This window comes from Pseudomonas sp. 1121_17 (assembly GCF_052850745.1).
The window spans coordinates 241,349-261,503 of sequence record NZ_VXCX01000004.1 but is presented as its reverse complement, the minus strand read 5'-3'; the positions used below and the strand labels follow the sequence as shown (position 1 = coordinate 261,503).

The window sequence follows — 20,155 nt, the reverse complement described above, 5'->3', positions numbered from 1 at the left end:
CTAATTGACTCATGGCCGAAGCAGTCGTCGATAACGCCCCCGCCAAGAGCGGGCCGCCAGTGGCCAAGCCGCCGCTGTTCGGCATGTCGTTCCTGGAAAACATCTCGCGGATGCCCGCCCTGCGTCAGGTCGGCCTGTTGGTCGGCCTGGCTGCCAGTGTGGCTATCGGCTTTGCCGTGGTGCTCTGGTCGCAGCAGCCGGACTACCGGCCGCTGTATGGCAGCCTGGCCGGCATGGACACCAAGCAGGTCATGGAAGTGCTTGGCGCCGCCGACATCCCCTACAACGTGGAGCCCAACTCCGGCGCTCTGCTGGTCAAGGCCGACGACCTCTCCCGTGCGCGCCTGAAACTGGCAGCCGCTGGCGTGGCGCCAAGCGACGGCAACGTCGGCTTCGAGATGCTCGACAAAGAGCAGGGTCTGGGCACCAGCCAGTTCATGGAGGCGACCCGCTACCGGCGCAGCCTGGAAGGCGAGCTGGCGCGCACCGTGTCGAGCCTGAACAACGTCAAGGCCGCCCGCGTCCATCTGGCGATCCCGAAAAGCTCGGTATTCGTGCGCGACGAGCGCAAGCCAAGTGCGTCGGTACTGGTTGAACTGTATCCGGGCCGTGCGCTGGAGCCGGGCCAGGTGATGGCGATCGTCAATCTGGTGGCGACCAGCGTGCCGGAACTGGACAAGACCCAGGTCACGGTGGTCGACCAGAAAGGCAACCTGCTCTCCGATCAACTGCAGGACTCTTCGCTGACCATGGCCGGCAAGCAGTTCGATTACAGCCGACGCATGGAAGGCATGCTCACCCAGCGCGTGCACAACATTCTGCAGCCAGTGCTGGGCAATGACCGCTACAAGGCTGAAGTGTCGGCCGATGTCGACTTCAGTGCAGTCGAGTCGACCTCCGAGCAGTTCAACCCTGATCAGCCAGCCCTGCGCAGCGAACAGTCGGTCGACGAGCAGCGCACCAGCAGCCAGGGGCCGCAAGGCGTGCCGGGTGCTCTGAGCAACCAGCCGCCAGCTGCCGCTGCCGCACCGCAAAACGCCACCGCCGCGGCAACCCCAGCGGGTGCCATTCAGCCTGGCCAGCCATTGCTGGATGCCAATGGCGCGCAGATCATGGACCCGGCCACCGGCCAGCCTATGCTCGCACCGTACCCGGCCGACAAGCGCAAGCAGTCGACCAAGAACTTCGAGCTGGACCGCTCGATCAGCCATACCCGTCAGCAACAGGGCCGCCTCAGCCGCCTGTCGGTGGCAGTGGTGGTGGACGATCAGGCCAAACTCGACGCAGCGACTGGCGAAACCACCCGTGCACCGTGGGGCGCCGAAGATCTGGCGCGCTTCACCCGCCTGGTCCAGGACGCGGTGGGCTTCGATGCCAGTCGTGGCGACAGCGTGACCGTGATCAACGTGCCGTTCGCCGCTGATCGCAGCCTGGAAATCGCCGATATCCCGTTCTACTCGCAGCCCTGGTTCTGGGACATCATGAAGCAGATGATGGGTGTGCTGTTCATTCTGGTGTTGGTGTTCGGCGTATTGCGTCCGGTGCTCAACAACATCACCGGCGGTGGCAAGCAGTCTGCTGCCGACGGCGACATGGAGCTGGGTGGGATGATTGGTCTGGATGGCGATCTGGCCAACGACCGTGTCAGCCTGGGTGGCCCGCAAAGCATTCTGTTGCCAAGCCCGAGTGAGGGATATGAGGCGCAGTTGAACGCAATCAAAGGCCTGGTGGCCGAAGACCCGGGCCGTGTCGCTCAGGTCGTGAAAGAGTGGATCAACGCCGATGAGTGATAACCGAGCCGTTACCGCCAAACTGAGCCGCACCGACAAGGCCGCGATCCTGCTGCTGTCGCTGGGCGAAACCGATGCCGCGCAGGTCCTGCGCCATATGGGCCCCAAGGAAGTGCAGCGAGTCGGCGTGGCCATGGCGCAGGTGGGCAACATCCACCGCGACCAGGTCCAGCAGGTGATGAGCGAGTTCGTCGAAATCGTCGGCGAGCAGACCAGCCTTGGCGTCGGCTCCGACGGCTACATCCGCAAGATGCTCAACCAAGCCCTTGGTGAGGACAAGGCCAACGGCCTGATCGACCGCATTCTGCTCGGTGGCAACACCAGCGGCCTGGACAGCCTGAAGTGGATGGAGCCACGCGCCGTGGCTGACGTGATCCGCTTCGAGCACCCGCAGATCCAGGCCATCGTGGTGGCCTACCTGGACCCTGACCAGGCCGGTGAGGTGCTGGGTAACTTCGACCACAAGGTGCGCCTGGACATCATCCTGCGCGTATCGTCGTTGAACACCGTACAGCCAGCCGCGCTCAAGGAGCTCAACCAGATCCTCGAGAAGCAGTTCTCCGGCAACTCCAATGCCGCGCGGACCACCCTGGGTGGTATCAAGCGGGCTGCCGATATCATGAACTTCCTCGACAGTTCGGTCGAAGGTCAGCTGATGGATTCGATCCGCGAGATCGATGGCGACCTGTCCGAACAGATCGAAGACTTGATGTTCGTCTTCAACAACCTTGCCGACGTCGACGACCGTGGCATTCAGGCGCTGTTGCGCGAAGTTGCCTCGGACGTGCTGGTGGTGTCGCTCAAGGGCGCCGACGAGCGGGTCAAGGACAAGATCTTCAAGAATATGTCCAAACGTGCTTCCGAGCTGCTGCGTGACGACCTCGAAGCCAAGGGCCCGGTGCGGGTCAGCGACGTCGAGACCGCGCAGAAGGAAATCCTCACCATCGCGCGGCGTATGGCCGATGCCGGCGAGATCGTGCTGGGCGGCAAGGGCGCCGAAGAAATGATCTAAGCCTTGTTCAGGCTGGCGCTGAAAGGTTCGACCTCAGGCGCCAGCGCTGGCACGCTGGATTTTTCCACCGACGCGCGCGCGAGCCGGGCGTACGTTGGCCGAACATGGTTTTTGAGAGCCCCACAGCATGTCCACCACCGAACACCCCAGCGACCTGATCCGTGCCCGCGACCTAGAAGGCGTCGATGTCTGGGCGCTGCCCAGCTTTGACCCTGCGCCTGCGCCAGCACCGGAGCCTGAGCCTGAAGTCATCGAGCCGGAAATCGAAGAGGTGCCCCTCGACGAGGTCCAGCCGCTGACCCTCGAAGAGCTCGAAGCGATTCGCCAGGAAGCCTACAACGAAGGCTTTGCCACTGGTGAGCGCGAGGGTTTCCACAGCACTCAGCTCAAGGTCCGCCAGGAAGCCGAAGAAGCCCTCGCCGCCAAGCTGGGTGAGCTTGAGCAGTTGATGGCGCATCTGCTGGAGCCGATTGCCGAGCAGGACACCCAGATCGAGCGCTCGCTGGTGCACCTGGTGGCGCACATGACGCGGCAGGTCATCGGCCGTGAGCTACGCACTGATTCGAGCCAGATCACCCAGGTGCTGCGCAGCGCGCTGAAGCTGCTGCCGATGGGCGCCGACAATATTCGCATCCACCTCAATCCGCAGGACTTCGAACTGGCCAAGGCCCTGCGCGAACGCCACGAAGAGAGTTGGAAAATCCTTGAAGACGAAGCGTTGTTGCCCGGCGGGTGCCGTATCGAAACCGCCCACAGCCGCATCGACGCCAGCATGGAAACCCGCATCGAGAAGGCCGTAGCGCAGCTGTTCGATCAGTTGCACGATCAGGCGCTGCATCCGGCGCCTGCCGATATCAGCCTGGACCTGGGCAGCACCGATGCGCCTTGACCGCACCAGCTTCGGCAAGCGCCTGGGCGGCTACGCCGAGGCGATCAGCCTGCCTGAGCAGCCGGTGGTCGAGGGTCGCCTGTTGCGCATGGTCGGCCTGACGCTTGAGGCCGAAGGCCTGCGCGGCGCAGTCGGCAGTCGCTGCCTGGTGATCAACGACGACAGCTACCACCCGGTGCAGGTCGAGGCCGAGGTGATGGGCTTTGCCGGGACCAAGGTGTTCCTCATGCCGGTTGGCAGCATTGCCGGGATCGCGCCGGGCGCGCGGGTGGTGCCGCTGGATGACAGCGGGCGCCTGCCGATGGGCATGAGCATGCTTGGCCGGGTGCTCGATGGCGCTGGCCGGGCGCTGGATGGCAAAGGTGGGATGAAGGCCGAAGATTGGGTGCCGATCGATGGGCCGATCATCAACCCGCTGAACCGTGACCCGATCAGCCAGCCACTGGATGTCGGCATCCGTAGCATCAACGGTCTGCTTACCGTCGGCCGCGGCCAGCGCCTGGGTCTGTTCGCTGGTACCGGCGTCGGTAAGTCGGTGTTGCTGGGCATGATGACGCGCTTCACCGAAGCCGAAATCATCGTGGTCGGCCTGATCGGCGAGCGGGGGCGGGAGGTCAAGGAGTTCATCGAACATATCCTTGGTGAGGAAGGTCTGAAGCGTTCGGTCGTAGTCGCCTCGCCGGCCGACGATGCGCCGCTGATGCGCCTGCGCGCTGCGATGTACTGCACGCGCATCGCGGAATACTTTCGCGACAAGGGCAAGAATGTCCTGTTGCTGATGGACTCGCTGACCCGGTTTGCCCAGGCCCAGCGCGAAATCGCCCTGGCCATCGGTGAGCCGCCAGCGACCCGCGGCTACCCGCCGTCGGTCTTCGCCAAGCTGCCCAAGCTGGTCGAGCGCGCCGGTAATGGCGAGGCCGGCGGTGGCTCGATCACGGCCTTCTATACCGTGCTGTCCGAAGGTGATGACCAGCAAGACCCGATCGCCGATGCGGCGCGGGGTGTGCTCGACGGCCACTTTGTGCTGTCGCGGCGGTTGGCTGAAGAAGGTCATTACCCTGCGATCGACATCGAAGCCTCGATTAGCCGGGTCATGCCGCAGGTAGTAGACTCCGATCACTTGCGCCAAGCGCAGAAATTCAAGCAGTTGTGGTCGCGCCTGTCGCAGAGCCGCGACTTGATCAGCGTGGGCGCTTATGTTGCAGGCGGCGATCCCGAGACCGACCTGGCGATTGCCTTGCAGGCGCGCCTGGTCGGCTTCCTGCGTCAGGGCCTGGACGAAAACGTCAGCGGCACGCAGAGCCGTGAGCAGTTGGCCGGCGTGTTTGCCACGCCCACAGGCGGTGGCTAAGCCATGAGCACGCCAAGCCGTGCCGCGCGCCTGGCGCCGGTGGTGAACATTGCCGAAGAGGCTGAGCGCAAAGCGGTCCAGCGCCTTGGTCACTTCCAGCAGCAGGTAGCCCAGGCCCAGGCCAAGCTGGCCGAGCTCGAGCGCTTTCGCGAAGACTACCAGCTGCAGTGGATCAACCGCGGTGGGCAGGGCGTCAACGGCAGCTGGCTGCTCAACTATCAGCGCTTTCTGGCCCAGCTGGAAACGGCCATGACCCAGCAGCGGCAGAGCCTGGCCTGGCACCAGGGCAACCTCAACAATGCCCGTGCCACATGGCAGCAGGCTTACGCCCGGGTTGAGGGCTTGCGCAAGCTGGTGCAGCGCTACATGGACGAGGCGCGCCGGCTCGAAGACAAGCGCGAGCAGAAGCTGCTGGACGAGCTGTCCCAGCGCCTGCCGCGATCCAGCGCTTACTAGGGCATTGTCGAGTTTGTTGGCGCTGTCGCTTGCAACTTGTCGGCGCGTCTTCTAAACCTTCTGAAGCTGCATCCGCCATCATCGAAGGAATCGCTAGCATGGCAGTGGAACCTACGCTTTCCCCCGACGGCAAGAAGCTGACGATTGCGATCAAGGGCCGTTTCGATTTCGCCAAGCATCAGGCGTTTCGCGATGCTTACGAGCGGCAGAACGGCCGGCCCGAGCAGGTCGTGGTCGACCTGAGTGAGGCGACCTATCTGGACAGTTCTGCGCTGGGCATGCTGTTGCTGTTGCGCGACCATGTTGGCGGTGACGACTCCGACGTGCGCGTGGTGCACGCCACAGCCGATGTGCGCAAGATCCTGGCGATCTCCAACTTCGAAAAACTGTTCGACATCAGTTGACCGCGCTCATGCCGGCTGAAGCCACCTTGCACGTGCTGATTGCCGAGGATGGCGCTGCCGATCGCCTGTTGCTGGCGCAGATCGTACGCCGCCAGGGTCATCAGGTGTTGACGGCCGAAAACGGCGCCGAGGCGGTGGCGCTGTTTCGCCAGCACCGGCCGCAACTGGTGCTGCTCGACGCTTTGATGCCGGTGATGGATGGCTTCGAGGCCGCGCGGCAGATCAAGGCGCTGGCCGGCGAGACCCTGGTGCCGATCATCTTTCTCACGTCACTGAGCGAGGAGCAGGCGCTGGTGCGCTGTCTTGAAGCCGGGGGTGACGACTTCATCGCCAAACCCTACAGTGCGGTGATTCTGGCGGCGAAGATCGGCGCCATGGAGCGCCTGCACAGGTTGCAGGCCAAGGTCCTCGAGCAGCGCGACGAAATAGCCCTGCACCACCAGCATCTGCTCAACGAGCAGCGTGTGGCCAAGGCGGTATTCGACAAGGTGGCCCATACCGGCTGCCTGCAGGCGCCGAATATCCGCTATTTGCAGTCACCTTTTGCGCTGTTCAATGGCGACCTGCTGCTGGCGGCATACACGCCGTCGGGTGACCTGCATGTTCTGCTGGGTGACTTTACCGGCCATGGCCTGCCTGCAGCGGTCGGCGCCATGCCGCTGGCAGAGGCGTTTTATGGCATGACCGGCAAGGGCTATGGTCTGGCGCAGACGCTGCGCGAAATGAACGCCAAGCTCAAGCGCATCCTGCCGGTAGACATGTTTTGCTGTGCGTTGCTGCTGAACATCAGTTATCAGCGCGGCACCGTGGAGTTCTGGGGTGGCGGGATGCCCGATGGCTATCATCTGGCGGCCAGCGGCGAATTGCTGGCGAGCTTGCCGTCTACCCAGCTACCGCTGGGTGTACTGGCCCCGGAACGCTTCGATGACCGTACCCAGGTGATGCCGCTGGCGCCAGGTGAGCGGCTGTTGCTCCTGTCCGATGGTGTAATCGAGACCAGCAACGCCGGCGGGCAACTGTTTGGGGTTGAGCGCCTGCAGCAGGTGATCGCCCTGAACCGCACCCCCGCACTGTTGTTCGAGGAGCTGCTGCAAGCCTTGCAGGCGTTTGGTGGACGCGCTCGGGATGATGTCAGCCTGTGTGATATCCGCATGCTCGAGCCAGCCGCGGATTTACCCGCCAATGCCGGTCATGCCGATAGGGGGCGCAGCAGCCCGCTCGATTGGTCGTTAGGCTTCGAGCTGCGCGGCGAGACGTTGCGGTGGGTCAACCCAGTTCCGCAACTGCTGCAGCTGCTACAGGAAATCCATGGCCTGCGACCGCTTGCCGGACATTTGCACAGCGTCTTTGCCGAGCTCTATAGCAATGCCCTGGAACACGGCGTGCTCGGCCTTGATTCAGCGCTAAAGGGCGATGCGGCAGGGTTTGCGGAGTTTTACCGGTTGCGCGGTGAGCGACTTGCGCAGCAGGTCGACGGTTACATTCGGATAGATCTCAAGGTTGAACCCTGGGAGCGAGGAGGGCGTCTGATCATTGAAATCCGTGACAGCGGTGTCGGCTTCGATGTCGAGCAGGTGCTGGCACGGCTGCCACGCCAGGATGCCTTCAGTGGGCGCGGAATACAGCTGGTGCGGCGCCTGAGTCAGGATGCACAATGGATCGAGGGCGGTCGATGCGCCAAGGTAGAGGTGCTCTGGTGAGCACGCTGCCAGGCCCAGCCGCCTCAACAGGGAGTGAACGGATGATGGACATGCACATCGATCAGCGGGTCCTGCGTGACTTGCAGGAAATCATGGAGGGTGGCTATCAGCAACTGCTGGAGATTTTTCTGGAAGACTCCGAGCGGCGCCTGAGCCAATTGCATGGCGCGAGAAATGCCAGTGAGTTGGGCATGGCCGCGCACAGCTTCAAGGGCAGCAGCAGCAACATGGGTGCGGTCGGTTTGGCCGCCCTTTGCCAGCAGCTCGAAGAGCGGGTCAAGCAGTCACCGGCCTATGGTGTTGAAGACCTGGTCAACCGTATCGACTCCGAATACCGCCAGGTGAAGTGCTTCTACCTACTCGAATGTGAGCGCGTTTCCGGCAGTTGAGCAAAACTGGCGCGAGTCTTGCCTGTCTCTGTGCAGACGATTTTGCCGCAAGCCGGCGCGGAGACCCTCGATGCCTGTCGCACCCAACCCACTGATCCAAGCCAGCGCCCCCATCAAGCAGACCCGGGTAGGCGCCGATAAGCCACCAGTGGCCGCTGTTGCGCAGGATAAAGGCTTTGATCAAGTGATGGCAAAGCAGGCCCGCGACAGTGTCGGCCAACGTGACGACAAGGTAGCCCCGGCCAAGCCGAAGGACAAGCCCGACGCCGCCTCGGCCGGCAAGGCCGAGACCGCAGACAAGCCTGAGGTTGCCGCTGACGGCAATAACTTGCCAGGCAGCGACCCGGTGCAGCAGGCCGACGCCAGCACTGACGGCGATAACAAGGCTTCTGTGGATGCCAGCCTGGTTGCTGGCCAGGTCACCGACGCCCCAGCCGGTGCCCAACTGATCCAGGCTCAGGCGCAGGCGATTGCTCCCGTCTTGCAGGCGGGTGTGCCGGCAACTGCAGCGCCGCAAACCGGCGAGCCGGCCGAGGCTGCGTTCGACCCCGAAGCTGACGCCTTGGCAGGCCTGCCAAGCCTGCGCTTTGCACTTGAGCACAGTGCTCAGGCCAAAGGCACGACCTCGGCGCATGCGGCCAATCAGTCAGAAACTGGCAAGGCACCGGCAGACGGCAACCAGGCTGCCGTCAATACCTTGGCGAACGTAGTCGAGAAAGGTGAGCACGAAGGCGACAAGTCCGAGTCAGGCCACAAAGCCTTCGGCAGCCTGATCGAGGACGGCCTGAAAGACATCAAGAGCGCCAGCAGTGATACCCGCGTCGACAACTTCGCTGACCGCCTGGCCACGCTGACCCAGGCCGCCACCGCCAAGACCGCCAACGCCGTGCCGGTCAACCCCAGCCCGCTGCAACAGCCGTTGGCAATGAACCAGGGCGCCTGGACCGAAGGCCTGGTCAACCGGGTCATGTACCTGTCGAGCCAGAACCTCAAGTCGGCGGATATCCAGCTTGAGCCGGCCGAACTGGGTCGGTTGGACATCCGCGTCAATATTGCCACCGACCAAGCCGCGCAGATTACCTTCGTCAGTGGTCACGCCGGCGTGCGTGACAGCCTCGACAGCCAGCTGCACCGTTTGCGTGAATTGTTCGCGCAGCAGGGCCTGGCCCAGCCTGACGTCAACGTTGCCGATCAGTCCCGCGGTCAGCAACAGCAGGCGCAGCAAGAGGCATCGCAGCTGTCCGGTGTGGCGGCACGGCGCGGCGCCGCCGCTGCGGCTGAGCAGGGTGAACAAGGCGAGCTGAGCGAGGCTTCACGCACGGCCGAGCAGCAAGTGGTGATCGGCGACAGCGCAGTCGATTACTACGCCTGACCCAGCCTTTGCTGATCCCGAACGCCGAGCCAGTCTGCCGTCACTCTGTTGGGTGACGACGGGCGGGCCCGGCGTTTTGTCTACGTTGCAATATCTGGCATAACACTTGCTCAAGCCACGTCATCCACCTACGAACCCCTGATGGACGACGGATTATTGGCATGGCGAAGAGCGAAGCAGTGAAAGACCCCGCCGCAAAAGGCAAACTCAAGTTGATCCTGCTGTTGGTAGTGGCACTGCTGCTGGCGGTTGGCCTGTCGGTGGGCGCTACCTGGTTCATCATGCACAAGAGCGAAGCGGCGCCAGCCACCGACCCGGCCCTGGCCAACGTCAAGCCGGCAGCGATCTACGAGCCGCTGGCGCCGGCCTTTGTGGTCAATTTCAACCAGAATGGCCGCCAGCGCTACATGCAGGTCAGCATCACCCTGCAGGGCCGTAACCAGGCTGACATCGACGCACTCAAGGTGCACATGCCGGTGATCCGCAACAACCTGGTGATGATGTTCTCGGGACAAGGCTTCGACACCCTGGCCAGCAGTTCGGTGGGCCAGGAGATGCTGCGCCAGAAGGCCACTGCGGTGGTCCAGGAAGTGGCGCAAAAAGAAGTCGGCAAACCGGTCATCGACCAGTTGCTGTTCACCAACTTCGTGTTGCAGTAGGAGTCCGTAATGGCCGTACAGGACCTGCTGTCCCAGGATGAGATCGACGCGCTGCTGCATGGCGTCGACGATGGCCTGGTACAGACCGAAAGTGCTGCCGACCCCGGCAGCATCAAGAGCTACGACCTGACCAGTCAGGATCGGATCGTGCGCGGGCGCATGCCGACCCTGGAAATGATCAACGAGCGTTTTGCCCGCTACACCCGGATCAGCATGTTCAACCTGCTGCGCCGCTCCGCCGATGTGGCGGTCGGTGGTGTGCAGGTGATGAAGTTCGGCGAGTACATCCATTCGCTGTACGTGCCCACCAGCCTCAACCTGGTCAAGATCAAGCCGTTGCGCGGCACCTCGTTGTTCATTCTCGACGCCAAGCTGGTATTCAAGCTGGTCGACAACTTCTTTGGCGGTGACGGGCGTCACGCCAAGATCGAGGGGCGCGAGTTCACCCCGACCGAGCTGCGCGTGGTGCGCATGGTTCTGGATCAGTGCTTCGTTGACCTCAAGGAAGCCTGGCAGGCGATCATGCCGGTCAACTTCGAGTACATAAACTCCGAGGTCAACCCGGCCATGGCCAACATCGTTGGCCCCAGTGAAGCGGTAGTGGTGTCGACCTTCCACATCGAGCTCGATGGCGGCGGCGGCGACCTGCACGTGACCATGCCCTACTCGATGATCGAGCCGGTGCGCGAGATGCTCGACGCGGGCTTCCAGTCCGACCTCGACGATCAGGACGAGCGCTGGGTCAAGGCCCTGCGCGAGGACGTGCTCGATGTCAGCGTGCCGGTCACCGCCACGGTTGCCCGCCGCCAGCTGAAACTGCGCGACATCCTGCATATGCAGCCGGGCGATGTGATCCCGGTTGAGCTGCCCGAGCACCTTGTGCTGCGCGCCAATGGCGTGCCGTCGTTCAAGGCGCGGCTGGGCTCGCACAAGGGCAATCTGGCCCTGCAGATCATCGATCCGATCGAGCGCCGCTGACGGCGTGCCGGTCGCAACCCCGAATTGAATGCTTGTCGAGGACACTATGGCTAACGAAAACGAAATCACCTCTGCCGAGGACCAGGCCCTGGCCGATGAATGGGCCGCTGCGCTGGAAGAAACCGGTGATGCCGGCCAGTCCGACATCGATGCACTGCTGGCCGCCGACAGTGGCGGCGCCGGGCGTCTGCCGATGGAAGAGTTCGCCAGCTCGCCCAAGCCCAATGAAAACGTCAGCCTCGAAGGGCCGAACCTGGATGTGATCCTCGACATCCCGGTGAGCATTTCGATGGAAGTCGGCAGCACCGACATCAACATCCGCAACCTGCTGCAGCTCAACCAGGGTTCGGTGATCGAGCTCGACCGCCTCGCCGGTGAGCCGCTGGATGTGCTGGTCAACGGCACCCTGATCGCCCATGGCGAAGTGGTTGTGGTCAACGAGAAGTTCGGCATCCGCCTGACCGACGTGATCAGCCCTAGCGAACGCATCAAGAAGCTGCGCTGAGTGAAGCCGGTGATACGCGCTGTGGCCGCTGTCGCCACGCTGCTGGTCAGCGAAGTGGTGGTTGCCTCGCAAGCGCCTGCTGCTGCCCCGGTTACCGCCGCGACGCCGCCAGGTGGTCTGGGCGGGCAACTGGCGCAGATGGTCTTTGGTTTGTTGCTGGTGGTCGGCCTGATCTTCGCGCTGGCCTGGCTGCTGCGGCGCATGCAGGGCGCCGCGCCGCGCGGTGGCCAGGTGATCGAGATCATCGGCAGTCGCACCATCGGCCCGCGCGACCGGCTGTTGCTGGTGCAGATCGGCAAGGAACAGATCCTGCTCGGGCACAGCCCAGGCAGCATCAAGGCTTTGCATGTGCTGGCCGAGCCGGTCGAGGTGCCTGCCAGTGCCCGCCCGGCGACCCCAGAGTTCGCCCAGCGGCTGTTGGAGCTGATGGGCAAGGATCAGAAGGACACCAAGTGATGACCGGCGCCGTGCGCATGCTGTTGACCCTGGCGCTGCTGCTGGCCGCGCCGCTGGCGCTGGCCGCCGACCCGCTGTCGATCCCCGCCATTACCTTGTCCAGTGGCGCCGACGGCCAGCAGGAGTATTCGGTCAGCCTGCAGATCCTGATGATCATGACTGCGCTGAGTTTCATTCCAGCGTTCGTCATTCTCATGACCAGCTTCACCCGCATCATCATCGTCTTTTCAATCCTGCGCCAGGCCCTTGGCCTGCAGCAGACGCCATCCAACCAGGTGCTCACCGGCATGGCCTTGTTCCTGACCCTGTTCATCATGGCGCCGGTGTTCGACAAGGTGAACAAGGACGCCCTGCAGCCGTACCTGAGCGAGCAGATGACGGCTCAGCAGGCCATCGACAAGGCCCAGGGGCCGCTCAAGGACTTCATGCTGGCGCAGACCCGGCAGAGCGACCTGGACATGTTCGTGCGCCTGTCCAAGCGCACCGACATTGCCAGCCCCGAGCAGGCACCGCTGACCATTCTGGTACCGGCGTTCGTCACCTCGGAGCTGAAGACCGCGTTCCAGATCGGTTTCATGATCTTCATCCCGTTTCTGATCATCGACATGGTGGTCGCCAGCGTGCTGATGGCGATGGGTATGATGATGCTGTCGCCGCTGATCATCTCGCTGCCGTTCAAGATCATGCTGTTTGTGCTGGTCGATGGCTGGGCACTGATCATGGGCACCCTGGCCGGTAGTTTCGGTGGCCTCTGACACCGTCAAGGAGAGCGTGGCATGACCCCTGAAGTTGCCGTTGACCTGTTCCGTGATGCGCTCTGGCTGACCGCCCTGATGGTCGCCGTGCTGGTAGTGCCGAGCCTGCTGGTCGGTCTGGTGGTGGCGATGTTCCAGGCCGCTACCCAGATCAACGAACAGACCCTGAGCTTTCTGCCGCGCCTGCTGGTGATGCTGGTGACGCTGATCGTGGTGGGGCCCTGGCTGGTGACCAAGTTCATGGAATACATGCTTGGTCTTTACACCAGCATCCCGCAGTTGATCGGTTAGCCGGCGATGCTGGAGCTTACCGACGCGCAGATCGGCACTTGGGTAGCGACCTTCATGCTGCCCTTGTTCCGCGTCACTGCGGTGCTGATGACCATGCCCATTTTCGGCACCAAGATGCTGCCGGCGCGGGTGCGCCTGTATGCCGCGCTGGCGATTACCGTGGCCATCGTGCCGGGGCTGCCGCCAATGCCGGAGTTCGACCCGCTGAGCCTGCGCGGGCTGATGCTATGCGGTGAGCAGATCCTGGTGGGCGCGCTGTTTGGTTTCTCGTTGCAGATGCTGTTCCAGGCGTTTGTCATCGCCGGACAAATTGTCGCGATCCAGATGGGTATGGCATTCGCCTCTATGGTCGACCCGGTCAACGGCGTCAACGTGGCGGTGGTCAGCCAGTTCATGACCATGCTGGTGAGCATCCTGTTTCTGCTTATGAACGGCCACTTGGTGGTGTTCGAGGTGCTCAGCGAAAGCTTTACCACCTTGCCGGTCGGCAATGCCCTAGTGGTCCAGCACTTCTGGGAAATAGCCGGGCGCCTGAGTTGGGTATTTGGCGCTGGGGTGCTGTTGATTCTGCCGGTGGTCACCGCGCTGCTGGTGGTCAACGTATCGTTTGGCGTAATGACCCGTGCGGCGCCGCAGTTGAACATCTTTTCGATCGGTTTTCCGCTGACCCTGGTGCTCGGCCTTGGCCTGTTCTGGGTCGGCCTGGCCGACATCCTCTCGCATTACCAGGCACTGGCCAGCGAAGCGCTGCAGTGGTTGCGTGATCTGGCCCGGGCGCGCTGAGCATGGCAGAAAGCGAGAGCGGCCAGGACAAGACGGAAGACCCCACCGACAAGCGCAAGCGTGACTCGCGCAAGAAAGGTGAGATTGCCCGTTCCAAAGAACTCAATACGGTGGCGGTGACCTTGGCCGGCGCCGGTGGCTTATTGGTGTTCGGCGGTCATCTGGCTGACACCCTGATGGACTTGATGCGAATCAATTTCTCGCTGTCGCGCGAGGTGTTGATCGACGAGCGCTCGATGGGTCTTTTTCTGCTGGCATCAGGCCAGAAGGCGCTGTGGGCGGCGCAGCCATTGTTGATCATGCTGTTCGTGATTGCCTTTGTGGCGCCGATCATTCTGGGTGGCTTCATCTTCTCCGGCAGCCTGCTGCAACCCAAATTCAGCCGGATGAATCCTCTGGCCGGGATCAAGCGGATGTTCTCGCTGAACGCGCTGACCGAACTGCTCAAAGCGATGGCCAAGTTTGTGCTGATCCTGTTTGTGGGCTGGATGGTGCTGCTCAATGACCGTGTAGCGCTTTTGTCCATTGCCAACGAGTCGCTGGAGCAAGCGATCATCCACAGTGCGGTAGTGGTCGGCTGGAGCGCGGTGTGGGTCTCGGCGGGACTGCTGCTGATCGCTGCGGCGGACGTGCCGTTCCAGCTCTGGCAGACGCAGAAAAAGCTCAAGATGACCAAGCAGGAAGTGCGCGACGAGCACAAGGATTCGGACGGTAAACCCGAGGTCAAGCAGCGCATCCGGCAGTTGCAGCGCGAGGTCTCGCAGCGGCGCATGATGGCGGCGATCCCTGATGCCGACGTGATCATCACCAACCCGACTCACTATGCCGTTGCCCTGCAGTACGACCCAGAGAAGGGCGGAGCTGCGCCTTTGCTGCTGGCCAAAGGCAGCGACTTCATCGCCCTCAAGATCCGCGAGATCGGCGCCGCGCACAACGTGCAGATTCTCGAGTCGCCGGAGCTGGCGCGGGCGATCTACTACTCAACCGAGATCGAGCAGGAAATCCCTGCCGGCCTGTACCTTGCGGTAGCCCAAGTGCTGGCGTTCGTCTTCCAGGTCCGCCAGCACCGCGCCGGTAAGGGCAAGCGCCCTGATCCGCTGAACAAAGACCTGCCGATTCCGGACGATTTGCGCCGCGACAGCTGATCGCAGGCACCCGTTGGCAAAGTTGGACAGCTTCTTGCAAAGGCAGCGCAGGCGCTCTACAGGCGTCAAAGTTTTGCTTGAAGAGGAATCGCGGTGGATCGCAGTCAGTTAATCAGCAACGCGCGCAGCAACCTGAGCGGACTCGGTCGGGGCAACCTGGGTGTGCCGTTGTTGCTGTTGGTGATGTTGGCAATGATGATGTTGCCGATCCCGCCGTTCCTGCTCGACGTGTTCTTCACCTTCAACATCGCCCTGTCGCTGGTGGTGCTGCTGGTCTGCGTCTATGCCCTGCGGCCGCTGGACTTCGCCGCGTTCCCGACCATTCTGCTGGTAGCGACGCTGTTGCGCCTGGCGCTCAACGTCGCCTCGACGCGGGTGGTGCTGCTGCACGGCCACGAGGGCCATGGCTCGGCGGGCAAGGTCATCCAGGCCTTTGGTGAGGTGGTGATCGGCGGCAACTACGTGGTCGGTGCCGTGGTGTTCGCCATCCTCATGATCATCAACTTCGTGGTGGTGACCAAGGGTGCCGGGCGTATCTCAGAAGTCAGCGCGCGCTTCACCCTCGATGCCATGCCCGGCAAACAGATGGCGATCGACGCCGACCTCAACGCCGGCCTGATCGATCAGGGCCAGGCCAAGGCGCGCCGCGCCGAAGTCGCCCAGGAAGCCGAGTTCTACGGCTCTATGGACGGTGCCAGCAAGTTCGTTCGCGGTGACGCCATTGCCGGCCTGCTGATCCTGTTCATCAACCTCATCGGCGGCGTGCTGATCGGTATCCTCTCGCACGGCATGTCGGGCGGGGAGGCCGGTAAGGTCTACGCGTTGCTGACCATTGGTGACGGTTTGGTGGCGCAGTTGCCATCCTTGCTGTTGTCCACCGCCGCCGCAATCATGGTGACGCGCGCCTCGGGCTCCGAGGACATGGGCAAGCTGATCAACCGGCAGATGTTCGACTCGCCAAAAGCCTTGGCCGTGTCGGCCGGCATCATGATCGTCATGGGCCTGGTGCCGGGGATGCCGCATGTGGCCTTCCTCAGTCTCGGTGTAATGGCCGCCGGTGGTGCCTATCTGGTCTGGCGCAAACAGCAGGTCAAGGCGGTCAAGGCGCTGGAAGAAGTGCAGCGCCAGCAGGATCTGCTGCCGTCGCCACAGCGCGCAATGGACACCAAGGAGCTGGGCTGGGACGACGTCACTCCGATTGACATGATCGGCCTGGAAGTAGGCTACCGGCTGATCCCGCTGGTCGACCGCAACCAGGGCGGCCAGTTGCTGGCGCGGATCAAGGGCGTGCGCAAGAAGCTCTCGCAGGATCTGGGCTTCCTCATGCCGACCGTTCACATCCGCGACAACCTCGATCTGCAGCCAAGTGCCTATCGCCTGACCCTGATGGGGGTAATCCTCGCGGAAGCCGAGATCTACCCGGACCGCGAGCTTGCAATCAACCCAGGCCAGGTGTTCGGTACCCTCAATGGTATCGCCGCGCGTGACCCGGCGTTCGGCCTGGAGGCGGTTTGGATCGACATCGGCCAGCGCGCGCAGGCGCAGTCGCTGGGCTACACCGTGGTCGATGCCAGCACCGTAGTGGCGACCCACTTGAACCAGATTCTGCAAAAGCACTGCCACGAACTGATCGGCCACGAGGAAGTCCAACAACTGTTGCAGGTGTTGGCCAAGGCCTCGCCTAAGTTGGCTGAAGAATTGGTACCTGGTGTCATTTCCTTGTCGGGGCTGCTCAAGGTCCTGCAAGCTCTGCTCTCCGAGCAAGTGCCGGTGCGCGATATCCGCAGCATTGCCGAAGCTATCGCCAACAACGCTGGCAAGAGTCAAGATAATGCCGCGCTGGTCGCCGCAGTTCGCGTCGGATTGTGTCGCGCCATCGTGCAAAGCATTGTCGGCGTTGAGTCCGAGCTGCCTGTTATCACCTTGGAGCCAAGGTTGGAACAGATTTTGCTCAATAGTCTGCAAAGGGCCGGGCAAGGTCAGGAAGATGGTGTTCTTCTTGAGCCGAGCATGGCCGAAAAGCTACAGCGTTCGCTTATCGAAGCGGCCCAGCGTCAGGAGATGCAAGGTCAGCCAGCTATCCTTCTGGTAGCCGGGCCGATCCGGGCGATGCTGTCGCGCTTCGGCCGTCTGGCTGTACCGAATTTGCATGTTTTGGCGTATCAGGAAATACCTGACAACAAGCAAGTCACCATCGTTGCCACCGTGGGCCCGAACGGCTGAGGTAGTGGAGTATGCAAGTTAAGCGTTTTTTCGCCGCAGATATGCGTCAGGCCATGAAGCTGGTCCGCGATGAGCTTGGCTCCGATGCCGCTATCATCGGTAACCGGCGCATTGCCGGCGGCGTTGAGCTGACCGCTGCACTGGACTACAAGCTGTCGGCGCTGGCGCCGCGGGTGCCCAACCCTGAGCTTGAAGACGAGCTGCGCAAGACCCAGTCGCGCATCGCTACCGCCCAGGCCGAACTGAGCAGCCGCAGCGATGCCGATGACGGCAACCGTCAGTTGTTTGCCGGCCTCTCGCTGACCGCTTCCGAGCCATTGGTCGAGCCGCACGTCGAACAGCCCGCCGCCCCGGCTGCGCCGGCAGTGGCGCCGGTTGATCCGCGCCTGTTCGATGCCATGCGCTCGGAGCTGTCCGGCCTGCGTGAACTGCTCGAAGTACAGCTCGGCTCGCTTGCCTGGAGCCAGTTGCAGGGCAGCAAACCGCTGCAGGCCAACCTCTGGCGGCGCCTGCAGCGTGTTGGCCTGACCGGTGCGCTGGCCCGTGAACTGCTCGACCTGACCGGCGAAATCGACGAGCCGCGGCAAGCCTGGCGGATGATCCTCGCGCACCTGGCGCGAATGATCGATGTACCCGAGATCGAACCGATCGAGGAGGGCGGGGTAATTGCCATGGTTGGCCCGGCCGGCATGGGCAAGACCACCACCCTGGCCAAGCTGGCAGCGCGTTATGTGCTCAAGTACGGCGCGCAGAACCTGGCGCTGGTGAGCATGGACAGCTTCCGTATCGGCGCTCAGGAGCAACTCAAGACCCTGGGCCGCATCCTCAACGTGTCGGTGACCTACGTCGACCCGGGCGAGTCCCTCGCCCAGGCCCTGGAGCCGCTGCTGCGCAAGCGTGTGGTGCTGATCGATACCGCCGGCCTGCAGGCCAGTGATCCGGCCCTGCGCATGCAGCTGGAGACGCTCGCCGGGCGCGGTATCGCTTCGAAGAATTATCTGGTCCTGGCAACCACCAGCCAGAAACAGGTGCTGACCGCCGCTTATCACAGCTACAAGCGCTGTGGCCTGGCTGGCTGCATCCTGACCAAGCTTGATGAAACCGCTTGTCTCGGTGAAGTACTGAGCCTGGCGATCAGTCATGAACTGCCCGTGGCCTATCTTACCGACGGCCCGCGTATTCCTGACGACCTGCACCTGCCGCGCAAGCACCAACTGGTCAGCCGCGCCGTCAGCGTGCAAATGCAGGAAGACCCCAGCGAAGAGGCCATGGCCGATATGTTCGCTGATCTGTACCACAACTCCGGCAAACGCGTGGGTTGAGGATGAACACAATGCAAAGTACCTACAGCAAGGGCTTCAATCACAGCCCTCCATGTGGCCTCGGTTCAAGCGCGACAAGGTAAAGAACAAATATGGGTAGCATGCATCCCGTACAGGTTATCGCCGTGACCGGTGGCAAAGGTGGCGTCGGCAAGACCAACGTTTCAGTCAACCTGTCCCTGGCGTTGGCCGAACTCGGCCGCCGGGTCATGTTGCTGGACGCCGATCTGGGTCTGGCCAACGTCGACGTGCTGCTGGGGCTGACGCCCAAGCACACCCTGGCCGACGTCATCGAAGGCCGCTGCGAGTTGCGCGACGTGCTCTTGCAGGGGCCTGGTGGGGTACGCATCGTGCCGGCCGCCTCGGGCACCCAGAGCATGGTCCACCTGCAGCCGGCGCAACACGCCGGGCTGATCCAGGCCTTCAGCGAGATTGGCGACAACCTCGACGTGCTGGTCATCGACACCGCTGCCGGTATCGGCGATTCGGTAGTGAGCTTTGTCCGCGCCGCGCAGGAAGTGCTGCTGGTGGTGTGCGACGAGCCGACCTCGATCACCGACGCCTACGCGCTGATCAAACTGCTCAATCGCGACTATGGCATGAACCGTTTCCGCGTCCTTGCCAACATGGCCCAGAGCCCGCAGGAAGGGCGCAACCTGTTCGCCAAGTTGACCAAGGTCACAGACCGCTTCCTTGACGTCGCCCTACAATACGTCGGCGCCGTGCCGTACGACGAATGCGTGCGCAAGGCGGTGCAGAAGCAGCGTGCAGTCTACGAAGCCTTCCCTCGCTCCAAGTGTGCGCTGGCGTTCAAGGCCATCGCGCAGAAGGTCGATAGCTGGCCGCTGCCTGCCAACCCTCGTGGGCATCTGGAGTTCTTCGTCGAGCGCCTGGTGCAGCCCACCAGTGCGGGACCAGTGCTATGAGTGCAAGCGGTTTTCAGATGTACAGCAAGGCTTCCAAGGACGCCCAGTACGAGTTGGTCGAGCGTTACGCGCCGCTGGTCAAGCGCATCGCTTACCACCTGCTGGCGCGCTTGCCGGCCAACGTGCAGGTCGAGGATCTGATCCAGGCCGGCATGATCGGCCTGCTCGAAGTTTCCAACAAATACGATGCCAGCAAGGGTGCCAGCTTTGAAACCTACGCCGGTATCCGCATCCGTGGCGCCATGCTCGACGAGGTCCGCAAGGGTGACTGGGCGCCGCGTTCGGTGCACCGCAATACCCGTATGGTCAGCGACGCGATGCGCGCTGTTGAAGCAAGAACCGGTCGCGACGCTAAAGATCACGAGGTTGCTGCCGAACTCCAATTAGGTCTCGATGATTATTACGGGATTCTGAACGATACCCTGGGCAGCCGACTGTTCAGTTTCGACGACCTGTTGCAGGACGGCGAACATGAAGGTCTGCACGAGGATGGCGCCAGTGCGCAGGTCGAACCGTTGCGTGATCTGGAAGAAGAACGCTTCCAGTCGGCGTTGACCGATGCGATCGCCAACCTGCCGGAACGCGAGCGGTTGGTGCTGGCGCTGTACTACGACGAAGAACTCAACCTCAAAGAAATCGGTGAGGTGCTGGGGGTCAGCGAGTCGCGTGTCAGCCAGTTGCACAGCCAATGCGCGGCACGTCTGCGCAGCCGGCTGGGTGAATGGCGAGCGCGTTGAAACCGGGGTCGC

At 62.8% G+C, this 20,155-nt stretch carries 21 protein-coding genes; all 21 read left to right on the top strand.

What is annotated here, in order from left to right:
- The first annotated feature begins 11 nt into the window (after positions 1-11).
- The 21 genes from fliF to fliA all read left to right on the top strand — a co-directional run bounded on the left by fliF (position 12) and on the right by fliA (position 20,143).
- Positions 12-1,790, top strand: coding sequence for a flagellar basal-body MS-ring/collar protein FliF (fliF, locus tag FW789_RS11350; RefSeq protein ID WP_103436650.1), 1,779 nt, complete (start codon positions 12-14; stop codon positions 1,788-1,790).
- On the top strand, positions 1,783-2,802 hold the full coding sequence (gene fliG, locus FW789_RS11345; protein WP_101317844.1) for a flagellar motor switch protein FliG: 1,020 nt from the start codon (positions 1,783-1,785) through the stop codon (positions 2,800-2,802). The genes fliF and fliG overlap by 8 nt, the downstream gene beginning before the upstream one ends.
- A gap of 127 nt (positions 2,803-2,929) precedes the next feature.
- Positions 2,930-3,691 carry a flagellar assembly protein FliH gene (fliH, locus tag FW789_RS11340; RefSeq protein ID WP_103436651.1) on the top strand — a complete coding sequence of 254 codons (762 nt, stop codon included), beginning with the start codon at positions 2,930-2,932 and terminating at the stop codon, positions 3,689-3,691.
- Positions 3,681-5,042, top strand: coding sequence for a flagellar protein export ATPase FliI (gene fliI, locus FW789_RS11335; RefSeq protein WP_446431460.1), 1,362 nt, complete (start codon positions 3,681-3,683; stop codon positions 5,040-5,042). Before fliH ends, fliI begins: the two co-directional genes overlap by 11 nt.
- A 3-nt stretch (positions 5,043-5,045) precedes the next feature.
- The gene (fliJ, locus tag FW789_RS11330) at positions 5,046-5,498 is read left to right on the top strand and encodes a flagellar export protein FliJ (protein ID WP_411561995.1); all 453 of its coding nucleotides are present in this window, start codon (positions 5,046-5,048) and stop codon (positions 5,496-5,498) included.
- 98 nt (positions 5,499-5,596) lie between these two features.
- Complete coding sequence (locus FW789_RS11325) at positions 5,597-5,902, top strand: STAS domain-containing protein (RefSeq protein WP_101317852.1); 306 nt, start codon at positions 5,597-5,599, stop codon at positions 5,900-5,902.
- 8 nt (positions 5,903-5,910) lie between these two features.
- Positions 5,911-7,602, top strand: coding sequence for an ATP-binding SpoIIE family protein phosphatase (locus FW789_RS11320; RefSeq protein ID WP_446431459.1), 1,692 nt, complete (start codon positions 5,911-5,913; stop codon positions 7,600-7,602).
- Positions 7,603-7,643: 41 nt separating this feature from the next.
- Positions 7,644-7,991: an Hpt domain-containing protein gene (locus tag FW789_RS11315; protein ID WP_186698644.1), complete on the top strand. Its 348-nt coding sequence runs from the start codon at positions 7,644-7,646 to the stop codon at positions 7,989-7,991.
- A gap of 70 nt (positions 7,992-8,061) precedes the next feature.
- Positions 8,062-9,363: a flagellar hook-length control protein FliK gene (locus FW789_RS11310; RefSeq protein WP_411561992.1), complete on the top strand. Its 1,302-nt coding sequence runs from the start codon at positions 8,062-8,064 to the stop codon at positions 9,361-9,363.
- A 161-nt stretch (positions 9,364-9,524) separates the two neighbouring features.
- Entirely contained in the window at positions 9,525-10,022 is a 498-nt protein-coding gene (fliL, locus tag FW789_RS11305; protein WP_103436656.1) for a flagellar basal body-associated protein FliL, read from the top strand.
- Positions 10,023-10,031: 9 nt separating this feature from the next.
- Positions 10,032-11,000 (top strand): flagellar motor switch protein FliM, encoded by a 969-nt coding sequence (gene fliM, locus FW789_RS11300; RefSeq protein ID WP_101317862.1) that lies wholly within the window; start codon positions 10,032-10,034, stop codon positions 10,998-11,000.
- 46 nt (positions 11,001-11,046) lie between these two features.
- Positions 11,047-11,505 (top strand): flagellar motor switch protein FliN, encoded by a 459-nt coding sequence (gene fliN, locus FW789_RS11295; protein ID WP_101317864.1) that lies wholly within the window; start codon positions 11,047-11,049, stop codon positions 11,503-11,505.
- Positions 11,506-11,961, top strand: a complete 456-nt coding sequence (fliO, locus tag FW789_RS11290) for a flagellar biosynthetic protein FliO (protein ID WP_207072642.1) — start codon at positions 11,506-11,508, stop codon at positions 11,959-11,961.
- A complete protein-coding gene (gene fliP, locus FW789_RS11285) occupies positions 11,961-12,716 on the top strand; it encodes a flagellar type III secretion system pore protein FliP (RefSeq protein ID WP_103436657.1) in 756 nt (251 codons plus the stop codon). Before fliO ends, fliP begins: the two co-directional genes overlap by 1 nt.
- 21 nt (positions 12,717-12,737) lie before the next feature.
- A complete protein-coding gene (gene fliQ, locus FW789_RS11280) occupies positions 12,738-13,007 on the top strand; it encodes a flagellar biosynthesis protein FliQ (protein WP_101317868.1) in 270 nt (89 codons plus the stop codon).
- A gap of 6 nt (positions 13,008-13,013) precedes the next feature.
- Positions 13,014-13,790 carry a flagellar biosynthetic protein FliR gene (gene fliR / locus FW789_RS11275; protein ID WP_101317871.1) on the top strand — a complete coding sequence of 259 codons (777 nt, stop codon included), beginning with the start codon at positions 13,014-13,016 and terminating at the stop codon, positions 13,788-13,790.
- A gap of 2 nt (positions 13,791-13,792) precedes the next feature.
- Complete coding sequence (flhB, locus tag FW789_RS11270; protein ID WP_411561991.1) at positions 13,793-14,935, top strand: flagellar biosynthesis protein FlhB; 1,143 nt, start codon at positions 13,793-13,795, stop codon at positions 14,933-14,935.
- A 93-nt stretch (positions 14,936-15,028) separates the two neighbouring features.
- Positions 15,029-17,158, top strand: coding sequence for a flagellar biosynthesis protein FlhA (gene flhA, locus FW789_RS11265; RefSeq protein ID WP_103436659.1), 2,130 nt, complete (start codon positions 15,029-15,031; stop codon positions 17,156-17,158).
- A gap of 11 nt (positions 17,159-17,169) precedes the next feature.
- Positions 17,170-18,480, top strand: coding sequence for a flagellar biosynthesis protein FlhF (gene flhF, locus FW789_RS11260; protein WP_101317881.1), 1,311 nt, complete (start codon positions 17,170-17,172; stop codon positions 18,478-18,480).
- A 92-nt stretch (positions 18,481-18,572) separates the two neighbouring features.
- Complete coding sequence (gene fleN, locus FW789_RS11255) at positions 18,573-19,406, top strand: flagellar synthesis regulator FleN (protein WP_101317883.1); 834 nt, start codon at positions 18,573-18,575, stop codon at positions 19,404-19,406.
- Positions 19,403-20,143, top strand: a complete 741-nt coding sequence (fliA, locus tag FW789_RS11250) for an RNA polymerase sigma factor FliA (protein WP_446431458.1) — start codon at positions 19,403-19,405, stop codon at positions 20,141-20,143. The genes fleN and fliA overlap by 4 nt, the downstream gene beginning before the upstream one ends.
- Positions 20,144-20,155 lie beyond the last annotated feature (12 nt).